Here is a 21,367-nt window from a genome sequence, read left to right as displayed (position 1 = left end):
GGGATCTCCAGGCGGAATGGCGATGGTGCGCGGTCACGGCCGACGGGAGGACGACCAGCGTCTTCAGCCGTCGTCGACGTCGCGGCTCAATTTCCCGATGCGAGGAAGCCTGCATCCTTCATCAGGCCTTCGTGGCGCTTCTCCTCCGCCGCGACCCACTTGGCGTAGTCGGCGCCTGTCAGGAAGGTCGTGTTGAAGGCGCCGTTTTTCATGAAATCCTGCCATTCCGGCGTGGCGCGGACTTTCTTGAACAGTTCGACATAATATTCGACCTGATCCTTCGTCGCCTTGGGCGACATGAAGACGCCGCGCAGCATGAGATATTCCATCGCAAGGCCCTGCGATTTGCAGGTCGGAACATCCTTCCAGGCCTTGCCGTCGGCGATCGGCTCGTCATAGGCCATTGGCTGGGCGTCGAACACGCAGAGCGGACGGAGCTTGCCGCCGCGCCATTGCGCGACCGCCTCGATCGGATTGTTGACGGTGGAATCGACGTGATTGCCCACGAGCTGGACGGCGACTTCGCCGCCGCCCTTGTAAGGAATGTAGGTGAACTTCGCCTCGATCGCCTTCTCGATGCCGACCGTGATGATCTGGTCTTCCTGCTTGGAGCCGGTGCCGCCCATCTTGAATGAGCCGCTTGGTGCCTGCTTCGCAGCGTCGACGTAATCCTTCACCGTCTTGTACGGCTTCTCGGCATTCACCCAGAGCACGAATTCGTCGAGCGCCAGCATCGCCACCGGCGTCAGATCCTTCCAGTTGAACGGAATTCCCGTCGCCAGCGGCGTGGTGAACAGGTTCGACAGCGTGATGATGATCTTGTGAGGATTGCCTGACGACGTCTTCACGTCGAGGAAACCTTCGCCGCCCGCCCCGCCGGCCTTGTTGATGACGACCAGCGGCTGCTTCATCAGATTGTGCTTGGTGACGATGCCCTGGATGGTGCGTGCCATCTGATCGGCGCCGCCGCCGGTGCCCGCGGGCACGATGAACTCGACCGGACGGACGGGCTCCCAGGCTGCGTGGCTTGCGGTACTGCCAACGCATGACATCGCGATTGCCGCCAAAGCGACATTCAGAACGAACGGCTTCATCTGTTTCTCTCCCTGTCGAACCCTCGACGCAGCCGCTCTTTGTCGGCTTGCGTTAGCCCATCTCAAGTCACATGCCCGGAGTCACCGTGTGGTCGATTCTCCCACGGCAGTCCCGCTAGAAACTCTATGGGCAGGGACAACGTGCGGCATCCACTTCTTTCGGACAAGGCTCTGCCAAGGTTGCTCGGAAGACGTGCACTCTCGGCCGTCGCTGTGCCCTCGATACCTTTCCCCGCCTTCCCGCTTTGTGAGCTGGCAATCCTTCTTCTTTGTCGAATGGTATGCGAGATGCCAGCAGGCTCACAATCGGATCGCCGGGCGCATTGGTGGGCAAATTGTCGCACTTGCGGTCGGTTCAGCGGGCTTCCCAAAAGAAAATGGCCCCGACTTGGGGGCCATGGGTCGATCCGTGCGCGGCGGGAATCCGCCAGCCCGCTCCGGACTGGAAGTGCCTATTCTACAGGCCAAAGCGCGGCAGGTCGCCGTTGCGGTTCGAGATCTCGGCGCTGGCCATCAGGAGGCCGTCGATCGCGGCCACCAGGCGGGCGAAAAGCGAGGAGGAGGGGGCGAGCGCAGCGGAAGCGGTCTTTGACATCGGAAATCCCTTTCTCGAGACAGTCAGCCTTGCCGTCTCATCTAGAGGCCAGTTTATGTATACCAGATGCCAATATCCACATTCTTGTTTGCATAGCAGCATGCGACATCTCGCATTGCAGCATAATGTTGGGTTGGCAGGGGAGTTTCCGACATAAAGTTGCCGGCGTGGGGTTGGCGGTACGGTTTTTTCTGTGCGCGGTCTATCGGAGAGCATGGGCGGACCAACGACGCCGCACCGGTGGCCTGTCGAGCCTCGGCCGCACTGCAACAGGCGGACTTGGCATGATCCTGCAAAGCGGCTAGTGGTCCGCCCCCTTATCCAATCCAATCGTCAGAGTGGTTCATGTCGAGCGCCTCGTCCGCCGTCTCGATCGGCATCGATTTCGGGACCAGCAATACGGTCGTCGCGCTCGCGGCGGACGATCGTCGGGTCGAGGCCATCCGTTTCGATCATGGCGGACAGCGCCACAGCGTCTATGTGTCGGCGCTGTGCTTCTGGGAGGACCGGCCGGGCGCCGGGGCCCAGGCCGAGGGCGGCCCATGGGCGATCGAGCAGTTTCTGGAAGGGCGCCATGTCTACCGCTTTCTCCAGTCGTTCAAGACGTTCGCAGCGAGCAGCAGCTTCAACACCACCCAGGTGTTTCGGCAGCGCTACAAGTTCGAGGATATTCTGGCGGCGTTCCTGCGCACGCTGGCGCGCCATGGCGGGGAGAAGTTCGGCTTCGAGGCCGCGAACATCACGGTCGGCCGTCCGGTGCGCTTCGCCGGTGGCAATCCCGACGAGGCGCTTGCGATGCAGCGCTACAGGGCCGCGTTCGAGCGCCTGGGCGCCGGCCACGCGCGCTATGTCTACGAGCCAGTGGGTGCGGCGTTCTCGTTCGCACGAAGGCTCGAGCGCGATGCCACCGTGCTGGTTGCCGATTTCGGCGGCGGCACCAGCGATTTCTCCGTGATGCGCTTCTCGCGCGCGGGAGGTCGGCTTCGCGCCGAGCCGCTCGGGCATGCGGGCATCGGCATCGCCGGCGACACGTTCGACTATCGCATCGTCGACCACATCGTCTCGCCGCGCCTCGGCAAAGGCTCGAGCTTCCGCTCGTTCGACAAGGTGCTCCCGGTCCCCAGTGGCCATTACACCAACCTCGCGCGTTGGCATCAGCTCGCGATGATGAAGAGCAACGGCGATTTGCGCGAACTGAGGGAGCTTGCGCGCACCGCGTTGAAGCCGGAGCTGCTCGAGGATTTCATCACCATCGTCGATCTCGACCTCGGCTTTGCGCTTTACCGTTCCGTGTCCGACGCCAAGGTCGCGCTGTCGGCGCAGGACGAGGTGGACTTCCGCTTCAAGGGCGGCGGCGTCGAGATCGGCGCGGACATCACGCGGAAGCAGTTCGAATCCTGGATTAGCGACGACATCGCCCGGCTGGGAGCCACCGTCGACAAGGTGCTGGCGGAGGCCGGCATCACCGCGCGCGACGTCGAGAAAGTGTTCCTGACCGGCGGCACGTCCTTTGTGCCGGCCGTACGGCGCTTGTTCGCCGAGCGCTTCGGCAACGAGCGGCTGATGTCGGGCGACCAGTTCGAGTCGATCGCCTACGGCCTCGCATTGATCGGGCATAGTCCCGACCCGGACCGCTGGACGGCAAGTTAGGCGGCGGCCGCGCAGCAGGCGAGAAGCGGTGACGCTGTTCTATCGCTACTTCTGCTGAATTCGGTTCAGGTAATCGATCACCGCGAGGATGCGAGTGCGCACCACGACTTCCGGGCTCTGCTGCGGGCCGGCCTTTTGCCAATAGGAGGGATCGACGGCGTGAGGCAGGCTGACGATCGGGTTGAACCGTTCGCCCCAGATCGGCATTTCGCGCGAGCCGTGAGCCGGAACTGATTTCGATCCATAGATGATCTCATAGACGGCGTTGGCAGGAAACACCCCGTTGTTGTTCTTGGCCAGCAGGGTCAAGTCCGAAGCCGGCGTCTTGAGCTGACTGCTGACCGGTCCTTTCCCCTTCGCGTCGGCGCCGTGACAACTGGCGCACGAAGACTGGAACTCCGCCTTGCCGATGTCGACTTCTTCGGCCTGAGCGGAAGCAGCGAAACCGACGGCAAGACCGGTAATGATCAACCATTCGACAGCAGATCTCATCATCTCGCCTCCGATGCCGGCTGGGAAGACTCCCGCGTCCGGCCACTTTGTTCGTTGACAGCATATCAAGGGCGCAGCCAGAGCCGAAGCGCGCACACCTTGCGCATTCGCTCGCTGGCGTGGCGCCCTCAATTCTCCATGGCCTCGTAGATCAGCTGCTTCACGGTTTTCTGGATGCGCTGGCGCTCCGAGGGGGTCTGCTGGAGCAAAATGAAGAACATGTCCTGCTTGCGGTCGATCACGAAATAACAGCCGCTGGCGCCGTCCCATTTCAACTCGCCGAGATTGCCCGGCGGCGGCGGTTTGGCGTTGCCCGGATCGGTGCGGACGGCGAGCCCCAGCCCGAAGCCGAAGCCGTCGCCCGGAAAATAGAAGAAGTCCCGCTCGACGCCCGAATCCGGCCCGACATAATCCGTCGTCAACAGCTTGAACGCCTTGGGACTGAGAATGGTCTTGCCCTCGTATGTGCCGCCATTGAGCAGCATCTGAGCGAAGCGAGCGTAGTCGGCCATCGTGGAGACCATGCCGCCGCTGGCGTACATCATCTTCTTCGGCTTTGTCGGGTCGTTCTCCCGGCCCACCCGGAAATTGCTGTCGTTCGGCATCGGCTCGGCGAGCAACTTCCGCTTGTCGGGGTCGGTGACGAGGAAGCCGGTATCCTTCATCCCGAGCGGTTCGAACAGCTTGTCCTTCTCGATCTCGATCAGGGACTTGCCGGCTGCGATTTCCATGATCCGCGCCAGGACGTCGGTGGAATGGCCATACTGCCAGAGCGCGCCGGGTTGATTGTGCAGCGGCAATTTTGCGATCCGCTCGGCGAACTCGGCGAGGTCGAAGTCGCCGGCATAAATATCGGCCGCCCTGTAGGCCTTGCGCACGAGGCTGTCGCCGTAGAAGCCGTAGGTGATGCCCGAAGTATGGCGCATCAGGTCGAGCACAGTCGGCGCACGCTCCGGCGGCACCAGCTCGAGCGTCTTGGTCCCGTCGCTCGCTTGCTTCTCGACGCCGACCTTCACGTTCGCGAACGATGGGATATATTTCGCGATGGGATCGTCGAGGGAGAATTTTCCCTCATCCAGCATCTGCACCGCGACCACGCTGGTGATGGCCTTGGTCATGGAAAACAGGCGGAAGATGGTGTGGTCGGTAATCGGAGCCTTCGACACCACGTCCTGCACGCCGAAGGCCTGGTGATAAACCGGCTTTCCATGCTGCTGGATGAGCAGGATCGCGCCGGGGATTTTCCCAGTCGCCACTTCGTTGCGGAAAAACTCGTCGATTTTTGCCAGCTTGTCCTTGTTGAAACGGGCCCCGGCGGGAATCTCGAAAGTCCCTTCGGCCCAGGCCGGACCCGTAGCCGCAACGAGCAGCGCGCTACAGGCAAGCATCCGCAACGTCTGGAATGGTCTCATCAACCCCCCTTGGTTCGATCCGAGTTTAGCCGTCCGCTCGACCGGCACAAGGGGCATCGAATTGCGGGGAGCGTCTGTCGCAGGCGGGGGCGGTCCGCCGCGGACCGCCGCACACTCCTTGCCCAGAGGGGCCCGCCTACGGCGGGCGTCCCCAGGGATGGTCATGGAGAAATCGCCTTCAAACGCGATTGTCGGCCCAGGCGGGTGGCTGAACGGCCCGCGTCTCGGATCACCTATTGATTGATCTCAGGCTCGACGAGCTTCGCCAGATTTCGCAGCGATTCCTGCCAGCCGAGATAGCAGGCCTCCGGCGGAATGACATCCGGGATGCCGGTCTGCGTGATGTCGATTTCGGTGCCGACCGAGACCTTCTTCAGGACCACGGTCACCTCGATCAGGCCCGGCAGATTGGGATCGTCGAACTTGTCTGTGTAGCGGATGCGTTCGCCGGGCACGAGCTCGACATATTCGCCGCCAAAGGAATGGCTGTTGCCCGTGGTGAAATTCCGGAACGACATCTTGAAGGTGCCTCCGACCTTGGGCTCGAAGTGGTGCACGCTGCAGGTGAAGCCGTTTGGCGGAAGCCATTTCGCCATCGCGTCGGCCTCGAGGAACGCGCGATAGACCTTCTCCGGGCTGGTGGCGAAAACGCGGTGCAGGCGGACAGTGCTGGGCATGTTTGTTATCCTTGAGTGATTGACGGGCCCGAGTTGGCCTCTATGTCCCATTCATGTCACGAGGACGACGGAGAAGCGGCCGATCCGACAGGTGCGCCCGATTTTTTTCGCGCCTTGTTTGGCGCTCACCAAAGCAAAGTGGGACGCTTGGTCGCTGCAACGGCGGAGGTGTGCTCCTTCTCCTGTTTGCTCGCGGGAGAGGTGAACGAGCCGCGGCAAAATGCGTTTAGATGGTTGCGGCATCCTGAGACGTCATCGTGAATGCCAGCCTGTAGTGACCAATTGTGGAGTTGTCGCAAGCGCCGGCCGTGTGAAGCGATGGCGGCGAGAGCCCGCCGGCGATCACGTCCTCGATTGCGTCGGCATCGTACCCGGACAGCAGCACGATCCAGTCCGCAGCATCATCGTTGCCACGGATCTGCTGCTCGGTGGTGGGCGCACTCGTCCTGGGCGTGTCGGTGAGGAGAAGGTGCGCGCCCGTCAATCCCGGCTTCGAGGGGAGGGCGACGAGCGTATCGATGAGATGTGCCTGTAGCTCTGCCGCGAGTCCCGCGCGCGGCGAGAGCCTGATGGTGGCAAGCGAGTCCGCGATCCCACCGCCAAAGCTCGCCACGATCCGGCACTGGCTGCGCACCATGCCGAGATGATGCGGCATCATCTTCCTCGACCACGGTGTCGGCGCATTGAGCCGGTCCAGATATCCCTTCGACGTGAGCACTTCGTATTGCTCGAGCTCGTAGAGCACGAAGAAGCCTTCGGCATCGGTCGTGCTGCTCCAGCGCGATCCCCGCCGGAAGCCGGGAATGCTCATCCGCTCGGGGAAGTGTTCATGCGAATGCCAATCGCCGAACTCGCCGCGCTGCTCGGCGCGAACACTCCACCACATCGCAACGGCGGCCTTGCCGAGCAGTGCCATGCTGATCTCCATGTTCTTTCGCCGGCTATCGCATTTGATAGCGTTTCCTTGCGGCTATCCTTCGGACGCCCGCTTCAGGCAGACTCCTCAGGCTGAGGACCGAGTGCGCGGCAACAGTTTCAACGAGCACTGACGCCGATGAGCCTCATCCTGAGGAGGCGCGTGAGCGCCGCCTCGAAGGACAAGGCATGCGCGCAAGCCGCCACCAGTCAAATGCGATAGCCTCTGATTTCTCGTGGACACTCTGCCTCAACACCGACAGCGGAAGCAACGTGTGCCCTTGGAGGCCGAAGCCACAATTCCGCTGCCGGGCGATCCGGCCGGTGGCAAAGGCGCGTGGCGGGATAACGTTTTCGTCGAGCGGTTATGGCGCAGCGTCAAATACGAGGAAGTCTATCTGCGATCCTACGAAACCGTCGGCGACGCCCGAAGCTCGATTGGTCGGTGTTTCGACTTCTACAACGGACAACGACCTCACGAGTCTTGACGACCGTACCCCGGATCAAGCCTACTTTGATCTTCCTCCGCTCCGCGAGGGTTGAGCCGGGAATCGCTGGGCACCTGGCAGGTTCTGGATGAGAAGCTCTGGCCGGAGGGGCAGGCCCGGCTTCGTGGGACTGCTTTTCCCGTGTCCCGGTCGGACCCGTCGTCGATCCTTACCTCGCAGGCGCGTCCGAGGCCGCCGGGTGCCCCCCACCGGCCGTGGTGCAAGAAAAATCCGACCTCCTGTGCTAGAAGAAGTGCCGCCTTGTACTCCCGTGACCGAGGTGGTTTACAGGGCGCGAGCCGACACAAGTAGAAAAACCAGTAAGAATGAGGAGGCGTTGATGGAGATTGATCGCAGAGCCTATCTCGGCGGGATGGGTGCTGTTCTGGGTGCCGGACTGCTTCCGGACCTCGCTGCAGCGCAGACGAAATCGCTGCCCGATCTACCGCCGACCATGATTTGGAGCGTCTACGACGTTGGCGCCTCCGGCTACGTGGAGGCCTCGGCCATAGCGGATGCACTCGGCAAGACGTATGGCACGCGCGTACGCCTCCAGCCCTCCGGCACATCGATCGGCCGCATCCAGCCAGTGAAGGACCGTCGCGTAACACATGGCTGGCTGGCGACCGAGGTCTTCTTCGCCGCCGAGGGTCTTTACGAGTATGCCGCGCCGAACTGGGGGCCGCAGGATCTGCGCTGTCTGCTGGGTCGCGTGAATTCGCTGTCCATCTGCGTGACGAAGACGAGCGGCATCAAGACACTGAAGGATCTCAAGGGCAAGCGGTACGCGATCGCAAAGGCGAATACGTCCGTCAACGCGAAGATCGAGCCTATTCTCGACGCTGGTGGCATCTCTTACAGCGATATGCAGGTCGTCGAGTTCCCGAGTTACGGCGCTTCGCTTAAGGCGCTCATCGAGGGTCGTGCGGATGCCGCCGGTGCGGCGCTGACGACCGTGTCGCTCAAGGAACTTGAGGCGAGTTCTTACGGCATCGATTGGATCGAGCTTCCAGCAACCGACAAGGATCTGTGGAGCAAGATCCAGCGCGCCATTCCGCTCGCGGCGCCCTACACCGAGACGTTCGGCTCGGGCGTGTCCAAGGAAAATCCCCGGGCCGTCATGGGCTACAGGTATCCCATGATTACCGTCTACGGCGATGCCAAGGTGGACGAGGTCTACGCGGTTACGAAGGCGATCGTCGACACCTATGACACCTACAAGGCCGCCTCACCCATCATGGAGCGCTGGGAAGTCAAGAACTCCGGCGCCTACCCGATGGACGCGCCCTTCCACGAGGGTGCCATCAAGCTCCTCAAGGAGAAGAACGTCTGGACTCCCGATCACCAGAAGTGGCAGGACGGCATCGTGAAGCGGCACGCACTGCTCCGGCAGGCTTGGGCCGACATGATGGCCAAGGAGCCCGCCGCAAGGGAGGCCGATGCCGCCAAGCTGCGTGAGCTTTGGATGCCGCGTCGTGCCGAGGTTCTCAAGTCCCTCTAGCTCCGACACGATGAGGCAGGCGTTGCGGTCGATTGCGCCGACGCGCCTGTCCTTCTTTTTGCAGTACGCCACTCGAAGTCCTCGTTTGTGATCGACGGCGGATCTATAGGGGATAAATGCGATGACGACCGAACAGGCTGAGGTCGCGACACCGATAGTTGAAGACCCCGAAGCCCGCTCGGCGCGGCTGGAGGGGCGCGCATTTTGGGCAACGTTCGTCCTGACGTTGCTTGGACTAGCGCTCTCGGTCAATCAGGTCTTTAATCTGGGCATCGGCGGCTTTCGGCCGATCAGCACGGCTTACTACTACCTGATCATCGGCATTTTTGGTGCGATCGGCTTCCTTGCCTTTCCTGCGCGCAAGCCGTGGCACGGTCCCGTGCCCTGGTACGATTGGATTTGCGGTGCTGCCCTGCTGGGCCTGACCATCTGGATTGCCTCGCGGGCGCAATACGTCATCGACGCGGGCTGGAACACGACTGGGCCACTCGAAGCGCAGATCGTGGCGGGCGTTGTCACTGCTCTGGTCCTCGAAGGGCTCCGGCGCACGGGCGAGACCATTCTCTTCGTCTTCTGTCTCATCTTTGCGTCGTTCCCGCTCTATGCGGGCCACATGCCCGGCTTTCTCTGGGGCGTGCAACTCGATCTCGGCCAGACCCTCAGCGAACACGTCTATGGCCTCGAGAGCCTGATCGGCATTCCGATGCAGGTCGTTGCGGACACGCTGATCGGCTTCCTCGTGTTCGGTGTGGTCCTGGCGTCGACCGGCGGCGGCGCCTTCTTCATGGACTTTGCGTCCGCCCTTCTGGGGACGGCGCGCGGCGGTCCTGCCAAAGTGGCAATCATCTCATCGGGATTCTTCGGGATGCTGTCCGGCAGCCCAACGTCGAACGTGCTCACCACGGGCACGCTCACTATTCCCACCATGAAGCGCTGCGGCTACCCGGCGGCCTATGCCGGCGCCGTCGAAGCCTGCGCGTCGACGGGTGGCGCGCTGATGCCGCCTGTCATGGGAGCGGCGGCCTTCATCATGGCCAACTTCCTGAACGTGCCCTACGCCGATGTCGTCGTCGCCGCATTCCTGCCGGCGGTGCTGTATTTCTTCGCACTGTTCATGCAAACGGACTTCTACGCGGCGCGCAACGGGCTGCGTGGAACCGGTGCCGACGACGTGCCGCCCCTCACGCGTACTTTGATCGGCGGCTGGTACTACATTGGCGCGCTGGTTGCGCTCACCCTGCTGTTGCTCGTCTGGCGTCTTGAGGGCGAGGCGCCCTTCTGGGTTTCGCTCTTCCTGGTGCTGATCGCGATCTTTCGAGCACCCGCGCTGGGCTTCACGCCCCGCTACTTCGCCGGGCTTGTCGTCGATGTCGGCCAGACCGTCGCGCAGATCGTCGGACTGATTGCCGGCATAGGTTTGATCATCGGCGCATTGTCGATCACCGGTGTCGCCAACTCGTTCTCGCGCGAACTCGTGCAGTACGCCGGCAACAATATCGTGCTGCTGCTTGCTACCGGCGCTCTCACGAGCTTCATCCTCGGCATGGGCATGACGGCCTCCGCCTGCTACATCTTCCTCGCCATCGTGCTCGCGCCCGCGCTGATCACGACCGGCCTCGATCCTATGGCCGTACATCTCTATGTATTCTACTGGGGACTTGTGTCTTTCATCACGCCGCCGGTAGCCCTGGCAGCGATCGCCGCCGCGTCGATCGCCAAGGCTGACGCGATCCAGGTCGGACTGCGCGCCATCCGGATCGGGTGTCTCCTGTTCCTGCTGCCGGTGCTCTTCGTGTTGCAGCCGGCGCTCATCCTCAAGGGCGAGTTGATGGAGATTCTCCAGGTGGCGACCACGGCCGTCGCAGCCGTCGTTCTCCTCGCAGCGTCGTTCGAGGGATACTTCTACTGGGCCGGGCGGCTGCCCGTTTGGTCGCGGATAATCGTCGGGGCTGGCGGATTATTGATGCTGGTGCCCGAGGGAATGACCGATCTCATCGGCTTTGCGATCTGCGTCGGGGCGCTCGTGCTAACCAGGCTCGTTTCAGGCTGGCGCACGGTGCCAGGGACATAGGCGCGACCGACACGCCTGTCGGGGTGCAGCGAGGCTCCGGTCTTTCTTGTGCAGCCGTCGCCTCGGCGCTCGATGTTGAGCTGGCACCTGCAAACTCGCAATCGACGGTGTGCGCCGAGTCCTACTGCTCCCGGCGCTGCGGCGGCCGTCGGCCATCAGCGCACCGAAGCGCTTGTCCAAGTTGTCGGCGAGATCCCTGATCGCCTTCGCCATCTGTACGCCTTCTTAAACCTCGTAGTACAACGGACAACGACCTCACTCGAGTCTTGACGACCGTACCCCCGATCAAGAAGCCTACTTTTGATCTTCCTCTGCTCCGCGCGGCGGCCTAGCCCTGGCTGAGACTTCACTTATCGACGCGGAATTTTTGTTCAGACAACCGGGACCAGTTCATGGTTCATCGCGAGTTCAATGCGACGGTGGTGAAGTGTTTTCGCGAGCAACGGGCTGCGGGAGATCGCTGAGGGGCTCGATTAGCCGGAGGCCAATCCGGCGCGTCCGCTTCCGTCGACGGTGTGTTCGGGGATCCGTTCCGATGTGGCAACAGCGAGCGCTCCGCTCCCGGCACAACATCCACGATGGCACAATACCCCTGTTTTGCCCGACGGGTCAGGATTTTTTCGTCGAATCAGAAATATCGTTGCGTGCCAATGGGATGGCTACTGTGCATGGGGTTGTTTTTCGGCTCTTTGAATTGGCGCCTGTCATGCTCGGCGTTCCCTAGCAAAAAGGGCCGCCCCTTCGGGCGGCCCTTTCGTCTGGCTCATGGCGGCCCGCTTACTCCGCCGCCTGCTTCTGCGGCGGGTCGAGGGCGCCGGACTTGTGGATCTCGGCGACCTGGTGGTCGGAGAAGCCGAGCACGGAGCGCAGGATCTCGTCGGTGTGCTCGCCGAGCAGGGGCGAGCGCTGCACGTCGCTCGGGCTATCCGACAGCTTGATCGGGTTGCCGACCGAGATGTACTTGCCACGGGTGGGATGGTCGACCTCGACGACCGTGCCGGTCGCGCGCAGCGACTGGTCTTCGGCGATCTCCTTCATCGACAGGATCGGGCCGCAGGGGATGTCGTCCTTGTTGAGGATCTCCATCGCCTCGAACTTGGTCTTGGTCATCGTCCACTGCTCGATGCGGGCGAAGATCTCGTTGAGGCGCGGCAGCCGCGCCGCCGGCTTGGCGTAGTTCGGATCGGTCTTCCACGAGGGCTCGCCGATCACGTCGCAGATCTTCTCCCAGACCGGAGCCTGGGTGATGAAGTAGATGTAGGCGTTGGGATCGGTTTCCCAGCCCTTGCACTTCAGGATGCGGCCGGGCTGGCCGCCGCCGGAATCGTTGCCGGCGCGCGGCACGGCATCGCCGAACGGCACGCCTTCACCGAATTGGCTGTATTCCTTGAGCGGGCCATGGGCGAGACGCTGCTGGTCGCGCAGCTTGACGCGGCAGAGGTTGAGCACGCCGTCCTGCATCGCCGCGGTGACGCGCTGGCCCTTGCCGGTGTGGGTGCGCTGGAAGAGCGCGGTGACGATGCCGAGCGCCAGATGCAGGCCGGTGCCGGAATCGCCGATCTGTGCGCCGGTGACGAGCGGCACGCCGTCGCGGAATCCTGTGGTCGAGGCGGCGCCGCCGGTGCACTGGGCGACGTTCTCATAGACCTTGCAGTCTTCGTACGGTCCGGGGCCAAAGCCCTTGATCGAGGCGACGATCATCTTCGGGTTGATCTCCTGGATCTTCTCCCAGGGGAAGCCCATGCGGTCGAGCACGCCGGGGCCGAAATTCTCGACCAGCACGTCGCACTTCTTGATCAGCTCGGTGAGGACCTCCTTGCCCTTCGGGTTCTTGGTGTCGAGCGTGATCGAACGCTTGTTGTGGTTGAGCATGGTGAAATACAGGCTGTCCACGTTCGGGATGTCCTGCAGTTGGCCGCGCGTGATATCGCCCACGCCGGGGCGTTCCACCTTGATCACGTCGGCGCCGAACCATGCGAGCAACTGCGTGCAGGTCGGCCCGGACTGGACGTGGGTGAAGTCGAGAATGCGAACGCCCTCGAGCGCTTTGGTCATCGTGTTGCTCCGTACTCTGTCTGCCCCTGCACCCGGCAGGGAAAAGGGTTGCGGGGTGGAGTTACTTCTTCTTCTGCAGAACGCTCTGCGGGTTGAGGTTGCCGATGCGGCCGCTCTCCGAGCCGGCGGCGGGATCGATCACCGCGTTGATGAGCGTCGGCTTGCCGGACTTCATGGCCTCGTTCACGGCGCGTTTCAGCTCGTCCGGCGAGGTCGCATTCACGCCGACGCCGCCGAAAGCTTCCATCATCTTGTCGTAGCGCGCGCCCTTGACGAACACCGTCGTCGCGGGGTCGGCGTTGGCGCTGTTGACGTCGGTGCCGCGATAGATGCCGTCATTGTTGAAGATGACGACGCAGATCGGCAGGTTGTAGCGGCAGATGGTCTCGATCTCCATGCCGGAGAAGCCGAAGGCGGAATCGCCTTCCACCGCGAGCACGGGATGACCGGTCTCGAGCGCGGCCGCGATCGCCTGGCCCATGCCGATGCCCATCACGCCCCAGGTGCCGACGTCGAGGCGCTTGCGCGGGCGGTACATGTCGATGACGCCGCGGGCGAGGTCGAGCGTGTTGGCGCCCTCGTTGACGAGGATCGCTTCGGGGTACTCCTTGATGACGTTCTTCAGCACGCCGAGCGCGCCGTGATAGTCCATCGGCGATTTGTTGTTCATGAGCTTCGGCGCCATCTTGGCGACGTTCTCTTCGCGCTTGGCCGAAATGGCCTTGGTCCATTCGGCGGGCGGCGCAGTCCACCCTGACGCAAGCGCCTGGTTGAAGGCGGAGACGACCGAGCCGATGTCGCCGACGACGGGCGCGACGATCTCGACGTTGGAGTCCATCTCCTTCGGCTCGATGTCGACCTGGATGAACTTCTTGGGCGCCTCGCCCCAGCTCTTGCCCTTGCCGTGCGAGAGCAGCCAGTTCAACCGCGCGCCGATCAGCATGACGACGTCGGAATCCTTCAGCACGGTCGAGCGCGCGGCGCCGGCGCATTGCGGATGGGTATCGGGCAGCAGGCCCTTGGCCATGCTCATGGGCAGGAACGGCACGCCGCTCTTCTCGACGAAGCTTTTGATCTCTTCATCCGCCTGCGCGTAGGCCGCGCCCTTGCCGAGGATGATGAGCGGACGCTTGGCGCTCCTGAGCACGTCGAGCGCGCGCTTGACCGAAGCGGGCGAGGGGATCTGCGCGGGCGCAGCATCGATGACCTTGACCAGCGATTTCTGGCCGGCCTCTGCGTTCATGACCTGGCCGAACAGCTTTGCCGGCAGGTCGAGATAGACGCCGCCCGGACGGCCCGAGACCGCGGCGCGGATGGCGCGGGCAAAGCCGATGCCGATGTCCTGGGCGTGCAGCACGCGATAGGCCGCCTTGCACAGCGGCTTTGCGATCGCGAGCTGGTCCATTTCCTCGTAGTCACCCTGCTGGAGGTCGACGATCTCGCGCTCGGAGGAGCCGGAGACCAGGATCATCGGGTAGCAGTTGGTGGTGGCGTGCGCGAGCGCGGTAAGGCCGTTGAGGAAGCCGGGGGCCGAGACGGTGAGACAGACGCCGGGCTTCTTGGTGAGATAGCCGGCGATGCCTGCTGCGTAGCCGGCGTTCTGCTCGTGGCGGAAGGAGATCACGCGAATACCGGCGGCCTGCGCCATACGGCCCAAATCCGTGATCGGGATGCCCGGCACATTATAAATGGTGTTGATGCCGTTCAGCTTGAGCGCGTCGATGACGAGATGGAAGCCATCCGTCAGTTCCTGCTCGGTGCCCGGTGCCTCGGACTTGGTCGCGGTATTCAGCATGGGCTTTGTCTCCCTGGTCTCAAGTCATGGGGCGAGTGGTTCGCCCTTCTGGTGAGCGTCTGCTAGCAAAAAAACTAAGTGAACAGTTCCTGGCCGTGCGCTTCGACGTAAGCGGCAAGCCCGAGGGTGTGATCGCGGGCGCGCTTCTCGGCGAGCTCGGTGTCGCGCGCTTCCAGCGCTTCGATGATGCCGAGATGCTCGGGCAGCGACGTCGCGGTGCGGTCCTTGCGTCCGATGGTGAGCTGCCGATAGCCGCGCACGTGCAGCAGGAGGTCGTTGGTGAGATCGACCAGCACGGGGGATTCCGACAGCGAGATCAGCGCCTGGTGGAATGCGATGTTGGCGCGCGAATATTCCTCGACGTGATCCTCGGGCAGGCGGTCCTTGCCGAAATCCTTGAAGAAGTCGCGCAGCGCCGTGATGTCCTTCTTGCGCGCGGTGGTGGTGATCAGGCGCGCGGCCATGCTCTCCAGCGCCGCCCAGGCGCGGATCATGTCGACGATCTCGCTCTTGGTCCTGCGCACCACCATGATGCCGCGGCGCGGAACCGTCTTCACGAAACCGTCCTGCTCGAGCATCGCGATCGCTTCGCGGATCGGGGTGCGGCTGACGCCGAGCCGTTCGGACAACGCGCGCTCGTCGAGCATGACCGGCTCGGGCGTCGAATAGATGTCCATCTTGAGGATGGCTTCCTTCAACGCGTCGTACGCCTTGTTCTTGAAGCTGCTCTCCGGGGCAATACGAACGATTGCGATGTCTGCCTCGGCCATGTTCGGCAATGCCTTGGTTGGTTTCCGTAGTGACACGACGAATCTCCTCCAGTGGGAGTCGTCTTTTACAGGAATATCTATGGGAAAGTTTTTGGCATACCACATGCCAGAATGTCAAGCTGGCGATTTTTTGCGGCGTTCCAAGAGAAGCATCGCCTTGACAAGTTGGCTTCTGGCATACCAAATGCCATCGCCAGCCATTTTTGATCCAAGCCGGCGGAGTAGTCTTGGGCTTATGCCACTCCGTTCCGCCGCATGGAACAGAGCGCGGCAAATGGCAAGCATCACAGGCAGCCGCACCACGCGCGCGCTTTGAAAAGAACGAACTCAGGTCCAGGGAGACGCCACATGTCCAATTCCAAAGATGCCGTCCGCAAGGTGCTTGACCAGGTCAAGGCGGACAACCGCACCAGCCTGACGGCGCCGGAAGGCAAGCTGGTCTGCGACGCCTACGGCATTCCGGTGCCGAAAGAGGGCGTGGCGAAATCGGCCGGCGAGGCTGGGAAGATGGCCTCGTCGATGGGCTTCCCGGTCGTGATGAAGATCGTCTCGCCGGACATTCTCCACAAGACCGAGGCCGGTGGCGTGATCGTCGGCCTCAAGACAACTGAAGAAGCCGAGAAGGCCTACGAGACCATTCTTTCCAACGCCAAGAAATACAAGTCCGACGCCAAGATCGAAGGCGTTCAGGTGCAGCAGATGCTGGCCGGCGGCACCGAAGTGATCGTCGGCTCGATCACCGACGCCTCGTTCGGCAAGCTGGTGGCGTTCGGCCTTGGCGGCGTCCTGGTCGAAGTCCTCAAGGACATCACCTTCCGCCTCGCGCCAGCAACCAGGGAAGACGCGCTCTCGATGCTCGACGGCATCCAGGCACATGAGATTCTGAAGGGCGTGCGCGGCGGCGAGCCGGTGAACCGCAACGCCCTCGCTGACGTCATCGTCAAGGTTTCGCAACTCGTCACCGATTTCCCTGAGATCGTAGAACTCGATCTCAACCCCGTGTTCGCAACGCCGAAGGATGCGACGGCCGCCGACGTCCGTATCGTCGTCGACTTCGCCTATGTACCCAAGCCCAAGCCGCGCCCGACCGAAGAGATCGTCGCGGCCATGAACCGCATCATGCAGCCGAAAGCGGTCGCCGTGGTCGGCGCCTCGGCCGAAGACGGCAAGATCGGCAACTCCGTGATGAAGAACCTGATCAACGGCGGTTACAAGGGCGACATCTATCCTATTCATCCGAAGGCCGCCGAGATCCTCGGCTATAAGGCCTACAAGAGCGTCAAGGACGTGCCAGGTGTGATCGACGTCGCGGTGTTCGCGATTCCCGCGAAGTTCGTCGCCGCGGCGCTCACCGAATGCGGAGAGAAGAAAATTCCGGGCGCAGTGCTGATTCCGTCGGGCTTCGCCGAAGCCGGTGCGCCGGAGCTGCAGGCCGAGATCGTCGAGGTCGGCAAGAAGTACGACATCCGCCTGATGGGGCCGAACATCTACGGCTTCTATTATACGCCGGCCAATCTCTGCGCGACCTTCTGCACGGCTTACGATGTGAAAGGCCACGCGGCACTGTCGTCGCAGTCGGGCGGCATCGGCATGGCCATCATCGGCTTCTCGCGCTCGGCGAAAATGGGCGTCTCGGCAATCGTCGGCCTGGGCAACAAGTCCGACATCGACGAGGACGATCTGCTCGCGTTCTTCGAGCAGGATCCGAACACCAACCTGATCGCGCAGCACTGCGAAGACCTCAAGGACGGACGCGCCTTTGCTGAAGCGGCAAAACGGGTATCCAAGAAGAAGCCAGTGGTCGTGCTGAAGGCCGGCCGCACGTCTGCGGGGGCGAAGGCGGCCTCCTCGCACACCGGGGCGCTTGCTGGCAACGACCGCATCTATGAAGACGTGTTCAAGCAGTCCGGCGTGATCCGCGCGCGGAGCTTGCGTCAGCTGCTCGAATTCGCCCGCGGCGTGCCAGTGCTGCCGACGCCGAAGGGGGAGAACGTGCTGATCATCACGGGGGCCGGCGGCTCGGGCGTGCTGCTGTCGGACTCCTGTGTCGACAACGGTCTGTCGCTGATGTCGATGCCACCGGATCTCGATGCTGCCTTCCGCAAGTTCATCCCGCCGTTTGGTGCGGCCGGAAATCCTGTGGACATCACCGGCGGCGAGCCGCCGATCACCTACGTCAATACGGTGAAGCTCGGCCTGTCGGACGAGCGCATCCACGCGCTGATCCTCGGCTATTGGCACACCATCGTCACCCCGCCGATGGTGTTCGCCCGCAATATGGTTGAGGTGAAGAAGGAGATGGAGGCCAAGGGCTTCGTGAAGCCGATGGTTGCCTCGCTCGCCGGCGACGTCGAGGTCGAGGAAGCCGCCGAATATCTCTACCAGAACGGCATCCCGGCCTATGCCTATTCGACCGAGCTCCCGGTCGAGGTGTTGGGCGCCAAGTACAGATGGGCGCGCGGGGCAGGGCTGCTCTGATCACTATCTCTCCCGTCATCCCGGGCCGATGCGAAGCATCGACCCGGGATCTCTAATTCCAGGTCAGGCCCGCTCCGCGTTCCCCAGCGCAGGTCGCGATGATCAAGAACGTGATCCCTGCGCAGAACGATTGAGCCCCGATCAGAAGCCGGCAGGAGGCGCAACGGCCGCATTCGGCCGGGTGAGTCCGAAACCCCGTTGAACAAACCCCGGGAGTTGTCGCTGGACAGCATCGGCCGTTTTGGCTGATATGCGACCAAACGACACAATGCGGCAAATGTCCGCGTGAGCCTGGAGATGCCCCCATGTTCCGATTTCCCACGCGCCTTCTCGGCGCAGCCGTCGCGCTGGGCCTTGCGGCAGCCAATCCGGCCTTTGCCCAACAGCTCGAGCTCAAGCTGATGGCGCCGGCGGCTCCGGGCGGGGGCTGGGACCAGACCGCGCGCTCGATGCAGCAGGCTCTGGTGGCTTCTGGCGTCGCGCGCAGCGTGCAAGTGACCAATGTTCCCGGCGCGGGCGGCAGTGTCGGCATCGCGCAGTTCGTCAACGGAGCCAAGGGCGACGGCAACCAGATGATGGTCAACGGCTTCGTCATGGTGGGCGCGCTTGCCATGAACAAGTCGCCGGTCACGCTGGAGCAGGTGACGCCGATCGCCCGGCTCACCGAGGAGATCCAGGTCATCGTGGTGCCCGCGAATTCGCCGATCAAGAATGCGCAGGATCTGGCCGCCGCGGTGAAAGCTGATATCGCCAAGGTGACTTTCGCCGGCGGCTCGGCTGGCGGCGTCGACCATGTGATGGCTGCATTGTTCGCCGGCGCTGTCGGCGCCGACCCGAAGAAGATCAACTACATTCCGTTCTCCGGCGGTGGCGAGTCGCTGGCCGCGATTCTCGGCGGCAAGGTCACCGCTGGCATTTCCGGGCTGAGCGAATACGAAGGGCAGATCAAGTCCGGCAAGCTGCGCGCGCTCGGCGTGACATCGGAGAAGCGCATTGCCGGCAGCGATATTCCAACGTTTCGGGAGCAAGGCGTGGACCTCGTGATCGCCAACTGGCGTTCGGTGGTCGCGCCTCCCGGCATCACGCCGGAGCAGCGCAAGACCTTGAGTGATGCGGTCGAGAAGATGGTGAAGTCCGACGCCTGGAAGGAGATCCTCAAGCAGAAGGGCTGGGAGGACGCCTATCTCGGCGGCGATGCTTTCGCCGATTTCCTGAAGAAGGAAGCCGTGCGCGTCACCGACGTGCTGAAATCGGTCGGCCTCGTCAAATCGTGACCTCAGGCGATTCCACCCAATCGCCCCGGCGCGTCGATCCCGCCGGCCTCGTCATCGCTGCGCTGCTAGCAGGTCTCGCCGCGGTGCTGGTCTGGGATGCACGAGGCCTGCAATCTGTCGCGATGTACGGGATGGGGCCGGAGGCCATGCCGATCGTGGTCGCCACCGGGCTCGCGCTGCTCGCGATCGGCAATTTCATCAACGCGCTGCGCGGCAATCTGCCAGCGCGTGAGAGCGCCGATCCAGTTCCGGTGCTTCTGATCCTCGTCGGCCTGGCGCTGCTGATTGCCGTCATCGGCTTCGGCGGCGGCTTCATCCTGGCGACCTCGGCACTGTTCGTCACGACGTCGGCAGCCTTCGGACGCCGAGCGATCCTGGTCGATTCTATTATTGCCCTCGTGATGTCGACGCTCATCTATCTCGTTTTCGACCGGTTGTTGACGCTGAGCCTTCCGGCCGGCCCGCTGGAGCGCCTCCTGTGATCGACACTTTTGCCGCGCTGGCCCACGGCATGGCGGTCGCCATCCAGCCGATGAATCTGCTCTATGCCCTGATCGGCGTGTTCCTCGGCACGGCCGTGGGCGTGCTGCCCGGCATCGGCCCGGCCTTGACCGTCGCGCTGCTGTTGCCGGTCACGTACAAGCTCGATCCCGGCGGCTCGCTCATCATGTTCGCCGGCATCTATTATGGCGGCATGTATGGCGGATCGACGACCGCGATCCTCATCAATACGCCTGGCGAGAGCGCGTCGATGGCGACCGCGCTCGAAGGCAACAAGATGGCGAAGGCCGGCCGCGGCGGCCCGGCGCTGGCGACCTCTGCGATTGGCTCCTTTGTCGCCGGGACCATCGCCACGATCGGGCTGGCGTTCCTCGCGCCATGGCTGGTCGATGTCGCCGTGCGCTTTGGACCGGAGGATTATTTCGCACTGATGTGCGTTGCCTTCGTCACAGTGTCGGCAACCTTCGGCGATTCCCCGGTTCGCGGTTTGACCAGCCTGTTCATTGGCCTGACGCTGGGCCTCGTGGGAATTGACAAGCTGACAGGTCAGGCACGGCTTGCATTCGGCGTCCCCGAGTTGCTCGATGGTGTGGAGGTGACCACGCTTGCTGTCGGCCTGTTCGCGGTTGGTGAAGCCCTTTACGTCGCATCGCGCCGCCGCCACACCGAGGAGAAGCTCGAGCCGGTGCGCGGCTCGCTGTGGATGACGAAAGAAGACTGGAAGCGGTCATGGAAGCCGTGGCTGCGCGGCACGATGTTTGGCTTTCCGATCGGCGCGCTGCCGGCGGGCGGTGCGGAGATCCCGACCTTCCTCTCCTATTCGACCGAGAAGCGCCTGACCAAACATCCCGAAGAATTTGGCAAGGGCGCGATCGAAGGTGTGGCGGGGCCGGAAGCGGCCAACAACGCCTCCGCCGCCGGCACGCTGGTGCCGCTCTTGACACTGGGGTTGCCGACCTCCGCGACCGCCGCGATGATGCTGGCAGGTTTCCAGCAATACGGCCTCAATCCGGGACCGCTGCTGTTCGCTGAGCGTCCTGACCTGGTGTGGGGCCTGATCGCGAGTCTCTTTATCGCCAATTGCATGCTGCTGGTCCTCAACTTACCGCTGGTTGGCCTGTGGGTGCGGCTGCTCGCAGTTCCGCAGCCTTGGCTCTATGCGGGCATCCTCGTCTTCGCAACCATGGGCACCATCGCCGCGAAGCCGTCGGCAATCGAATTGTCGATGCTGGCGGGCTTTGGCGTGCTCGGCTTCTTGATGCGCCGGTTCGATTTTCCGATCGCGCCCGTCGTCGTGGGTCTTATCCTCGGCCCGATCGCCGAAAGCCAGTTGCGCAGAGCCCTCGCAATCAGCCTCGGCGATCCCATGACGCTGGCGCAGAGCCCGATCTCGGCGACGCTGCTTGCAGTCGCGTTGATCGCGCTGCTGGCGCCCTTCGTTTTGAAGGGGCTCGGGCGGTTCAAGGCGAACGAAGATTAGCCGTTCCGACGCAGGCACGATCTCACGCGGCGTTCATCCCGTGGACAATGCCATGCCCTTCGAACATCGCTCGCTCCTTGCCGCGCGTTGAAATTCGGGGCGAGGCACAAGATCCGCAG

At 63.0% G+C, this 21,367-nt stretch carries 16 protein-coding genes and 1 pseudogene; 8 read left to right on the top strand and 9 right to left on the bottom strand.

From position 1 onward, the window contains the following. Window positions 1–86: 86 nt before the first annotated feature. Together K408_RS0117350 and K408_RS42770 are read right to left on the bottom strand one after the other, a co-directional pair. Complete coding sequence (locus tag K408_RS0117350; protein WP_024339870.1) at window positions 87–1,094, bottom strand: Bug family tripartite tricarboxylate transporter substrate binding protein; 1,008 nt, start codon at window positions 1,092–1,094, stop codon at window positions 87–89. A 457-nt stretch (window positions 1,095–1,551) separates the two neighbouring features. Further along, complete coding sequence (locus K408_RS42770) at window positions 1,552–1,689, bottom strand: hypothetical protein (RefSeq protein ID WP_196232374.1); 138 nt, start codon at window positions 1,687–1,689, stop codon at window positions 1,552–1,554. A gap of 345 nt (window positions 1,690–2,034) precedes the next feature. Between K408_RS42770 and K408_RS0117340 the strand changes: the two genes are divergently transcribed. Further along, window positions 2,035–3,339, top strand: a complete 1,305-nt coding sequence (locus K408_RS0117340) for an Hsp70 family protein (RefSeq protein ID WP_028145911.1) — start codon at window positions 2,035–2,037, stop codon at window positions 3,337–3,339. A 45-nt stretch (window positions 3,340–3,384) separates the two neighbouring features. Here the strand turns inward: K408_RS0117340 and K408_RS0117335 are convergent, their stop codons facing one another. From K408_RS0117335 to K408_RS0117320, 4 genes are all read right to left on the bottom strand, one after another. Continuing rightward, window positions 3,385–3,834, bottom strand: a complete 450-nt coding sequence (locus K408_RS0117335; protein WP_024339871.1) for a c-type cytochrome — start codon at window positions 3,832–3,834, stop codon at window positions 3,385–3,387. Between the two features lie 125 nt (window positions 3,835–3,959). After that, window positions 3,960–5,219, bottom strand: a complete 1,260-nt coding sequence (locus K408_RS0117330; protein ID WP_230646502.1) for a serine hydrolase domain-containing protein — start codon at window positions 5,217–5,219, stop codon at window positions 3,960–3,962. Between the two features lie 257 nt (window positions 5,220–5,476). Further along, window positions 5,477–5,920 (bottom strand): SRPBCC family protein, encoded by a 444-nt coding sequence (locus K408_RS0117325; protein WP_024339873.1) that lies wholly within the window; start codon window positions 5,918–5,920, stop codon window positions 5,477–5,479. Window positions 5,921–6,146: 226 nt separating this feature from the next. Further along, window positions 6,147–6,836 (bottom strand): hypothetical protein, encoded by a 690-nt coding sequence (locus tag K408_RS0117320; RefSeq protein ID WP_024339874.1) that lies wholly within the window; start codon window positions 6,834–6,836, stop codon window positions 6,147–6,149. A 325-nt stretch (window positions 6,837–7,161) separates the two neighbouring features. Between K408_RS0117320 and K408_RS41085 the strand changes: the two are divergent. The 3 genes and pseudogenes from K408_RS41085 to K408_RS0117310 all read left to right on the top strand — a co-directional run. Beyond that, a pseudogene (locus K408_RS41085) lies at window positions 7,162–7,378 on the top strand (integrase core domain-containing protein); the annotation flags it as partial. Window positions 7,379–7,663: 285 nt separating this feature from the next. Next, window positions 7,664–8,824: a TAXI family TRAP transporter solute-binding subunit gene (locus K408_RS0117315; RefSeq protein ID WP_024339875.1), complete on the top strand. Its 1,161-nt coding sequence runs from the start codon at window positions 7,664–7,666 to the stop codon at window positions 8,822–8,824. A gap of 121 nt (window positions 8,825–8,945) precedes the next feature. Next, window positions 8,946–10,895: a TRAP transporter permease gene (locus K408_RS0117310; protein ID WP_024339876.1), complete on the top strand. Its 1,950-nt coding sequence runs from the start codon at window positions 8,946–8,948 to the stop codon at window positions 10,893–10,895. Between the two features lie 777 nt (window positions 10,896–11,672). Here the strand turns inward: K408_RS0117310 and frc are convergent. From frc to K408_RS0117295, 3 genes are all read right to left on the bottom strand, one after another. Further along, window positions 11,673–12,950, bottom strand: a complete 1,278-nt coding sequence (gene frc / locus K408_RS0117305) for a formyl-CoA transferase (RefSeq protein WP_024339877.1) — start codon at window positions 12,948–12,950, stop codon at window positions 11,673–11,675. A gap of 61 nt (window positions 12,951–13,011) precedes the next feature. Beyond that, entirely contained in the window at window positions 13,012–14,745 is a 1,734-nt protein-coding gene (gene oxc / locus K408_RS0117300) for an oxalyl-CoA decarboxylase (RefSeq protein WP_024339878.1), read from the bottom strand. A gap of 74 nt (window positions 14,746–14,819) precedes the next feature. Then, entirely contained in the window at window positions 14,820–15,515 is a 696-nt protein-coding gene (locus K408_RS0117295; RefSeq protein WP_162250091.1) for a GntR family transcriptional regulator, read from the bottom strand. 348 nt (window positions 15,516–15,863) lie between these two features. On the opposite strand from K408_RS0117295, the gene K408_RS0117290 reads away from it, so the two are divergent. The 4 genes from K408_RS0117290 to K408_RS0117275 all read left to right on the top strand — a co-directional run bounded on the left by K408_RS0117290 (window position 15,864) and on the right by K408_RS0117275 (window position 21,248). Continuing rightward, on the top strand, window positions 15,864–17,993 hold the full coding sequence (locus tag K408_RS0117290; RefSeq protein WP_024339880.1) for an acetate--CoA ligase family protein: 2,130 nt from the start codon (window positions 15,864–15,866) through the stop codon (window positions 17,991–17,993). 305 nt (window positions 17,994–18,298) lie between these two features. Further along, complete coding sequence (locus tag K408_RS0117285; protein ID WP_024339881.1) at window positions 18,299–19,267, top strand: Bug family tripartite tricarboxylate transporter substrate binding protein; 969 nt, start codon at window positions 18,299–18,301, stop codon at window positions 19,265–19,267. Beyond that, window positions 19,264–19,749 carry a tripartite tricarboxylate transporter TctB family protein gene (locus K408_RS0117280; protein ID WP_024339882.1) on the top strand — a complete coding sequence of 162 codons (486 nt, stop codon included), beginning with the start codon at window positions 19,264–19,266 and terminating at the stop codon, window positions 19,747–19,749. The genes K408_RS0117285 and K408_RS0117280 overlap by 4 nt, the downstream gene beginning before the upstream one ends. Window positions 19,750–19,778: 29 nt before the next feature. Beyond that, window positions 19,779–21,248: a tripartite tricarboxylate transporter permease gene (locus tag K408_RS0117275; protein WP_196232378.1), complete on the top strand. Its 1,470-nt coding sequence runs from the start codon at window positions 19,779–19,781 to the stop codon at window positions 21,246–21,248. Window positions 21,249–21,367: the final 119 nt, after the last annotated feature.

The organism is Bradyrhizobium sp. in8p8 (assembly GCF_000426845.1).
Taxonomy (GTDB): Bacteria; Pseudomonadota; Alphaproteobacteria; order Rhizobiales; family Xanthobacteraceae; genus Bradyrhizobium; species Bradyrhizobium japonicum_C.
The sequence above is the reverse complement of the archived record's forward strand: the minus strand, read 5'-3'. Positions and strand labels throughout refer to the sequence as shown.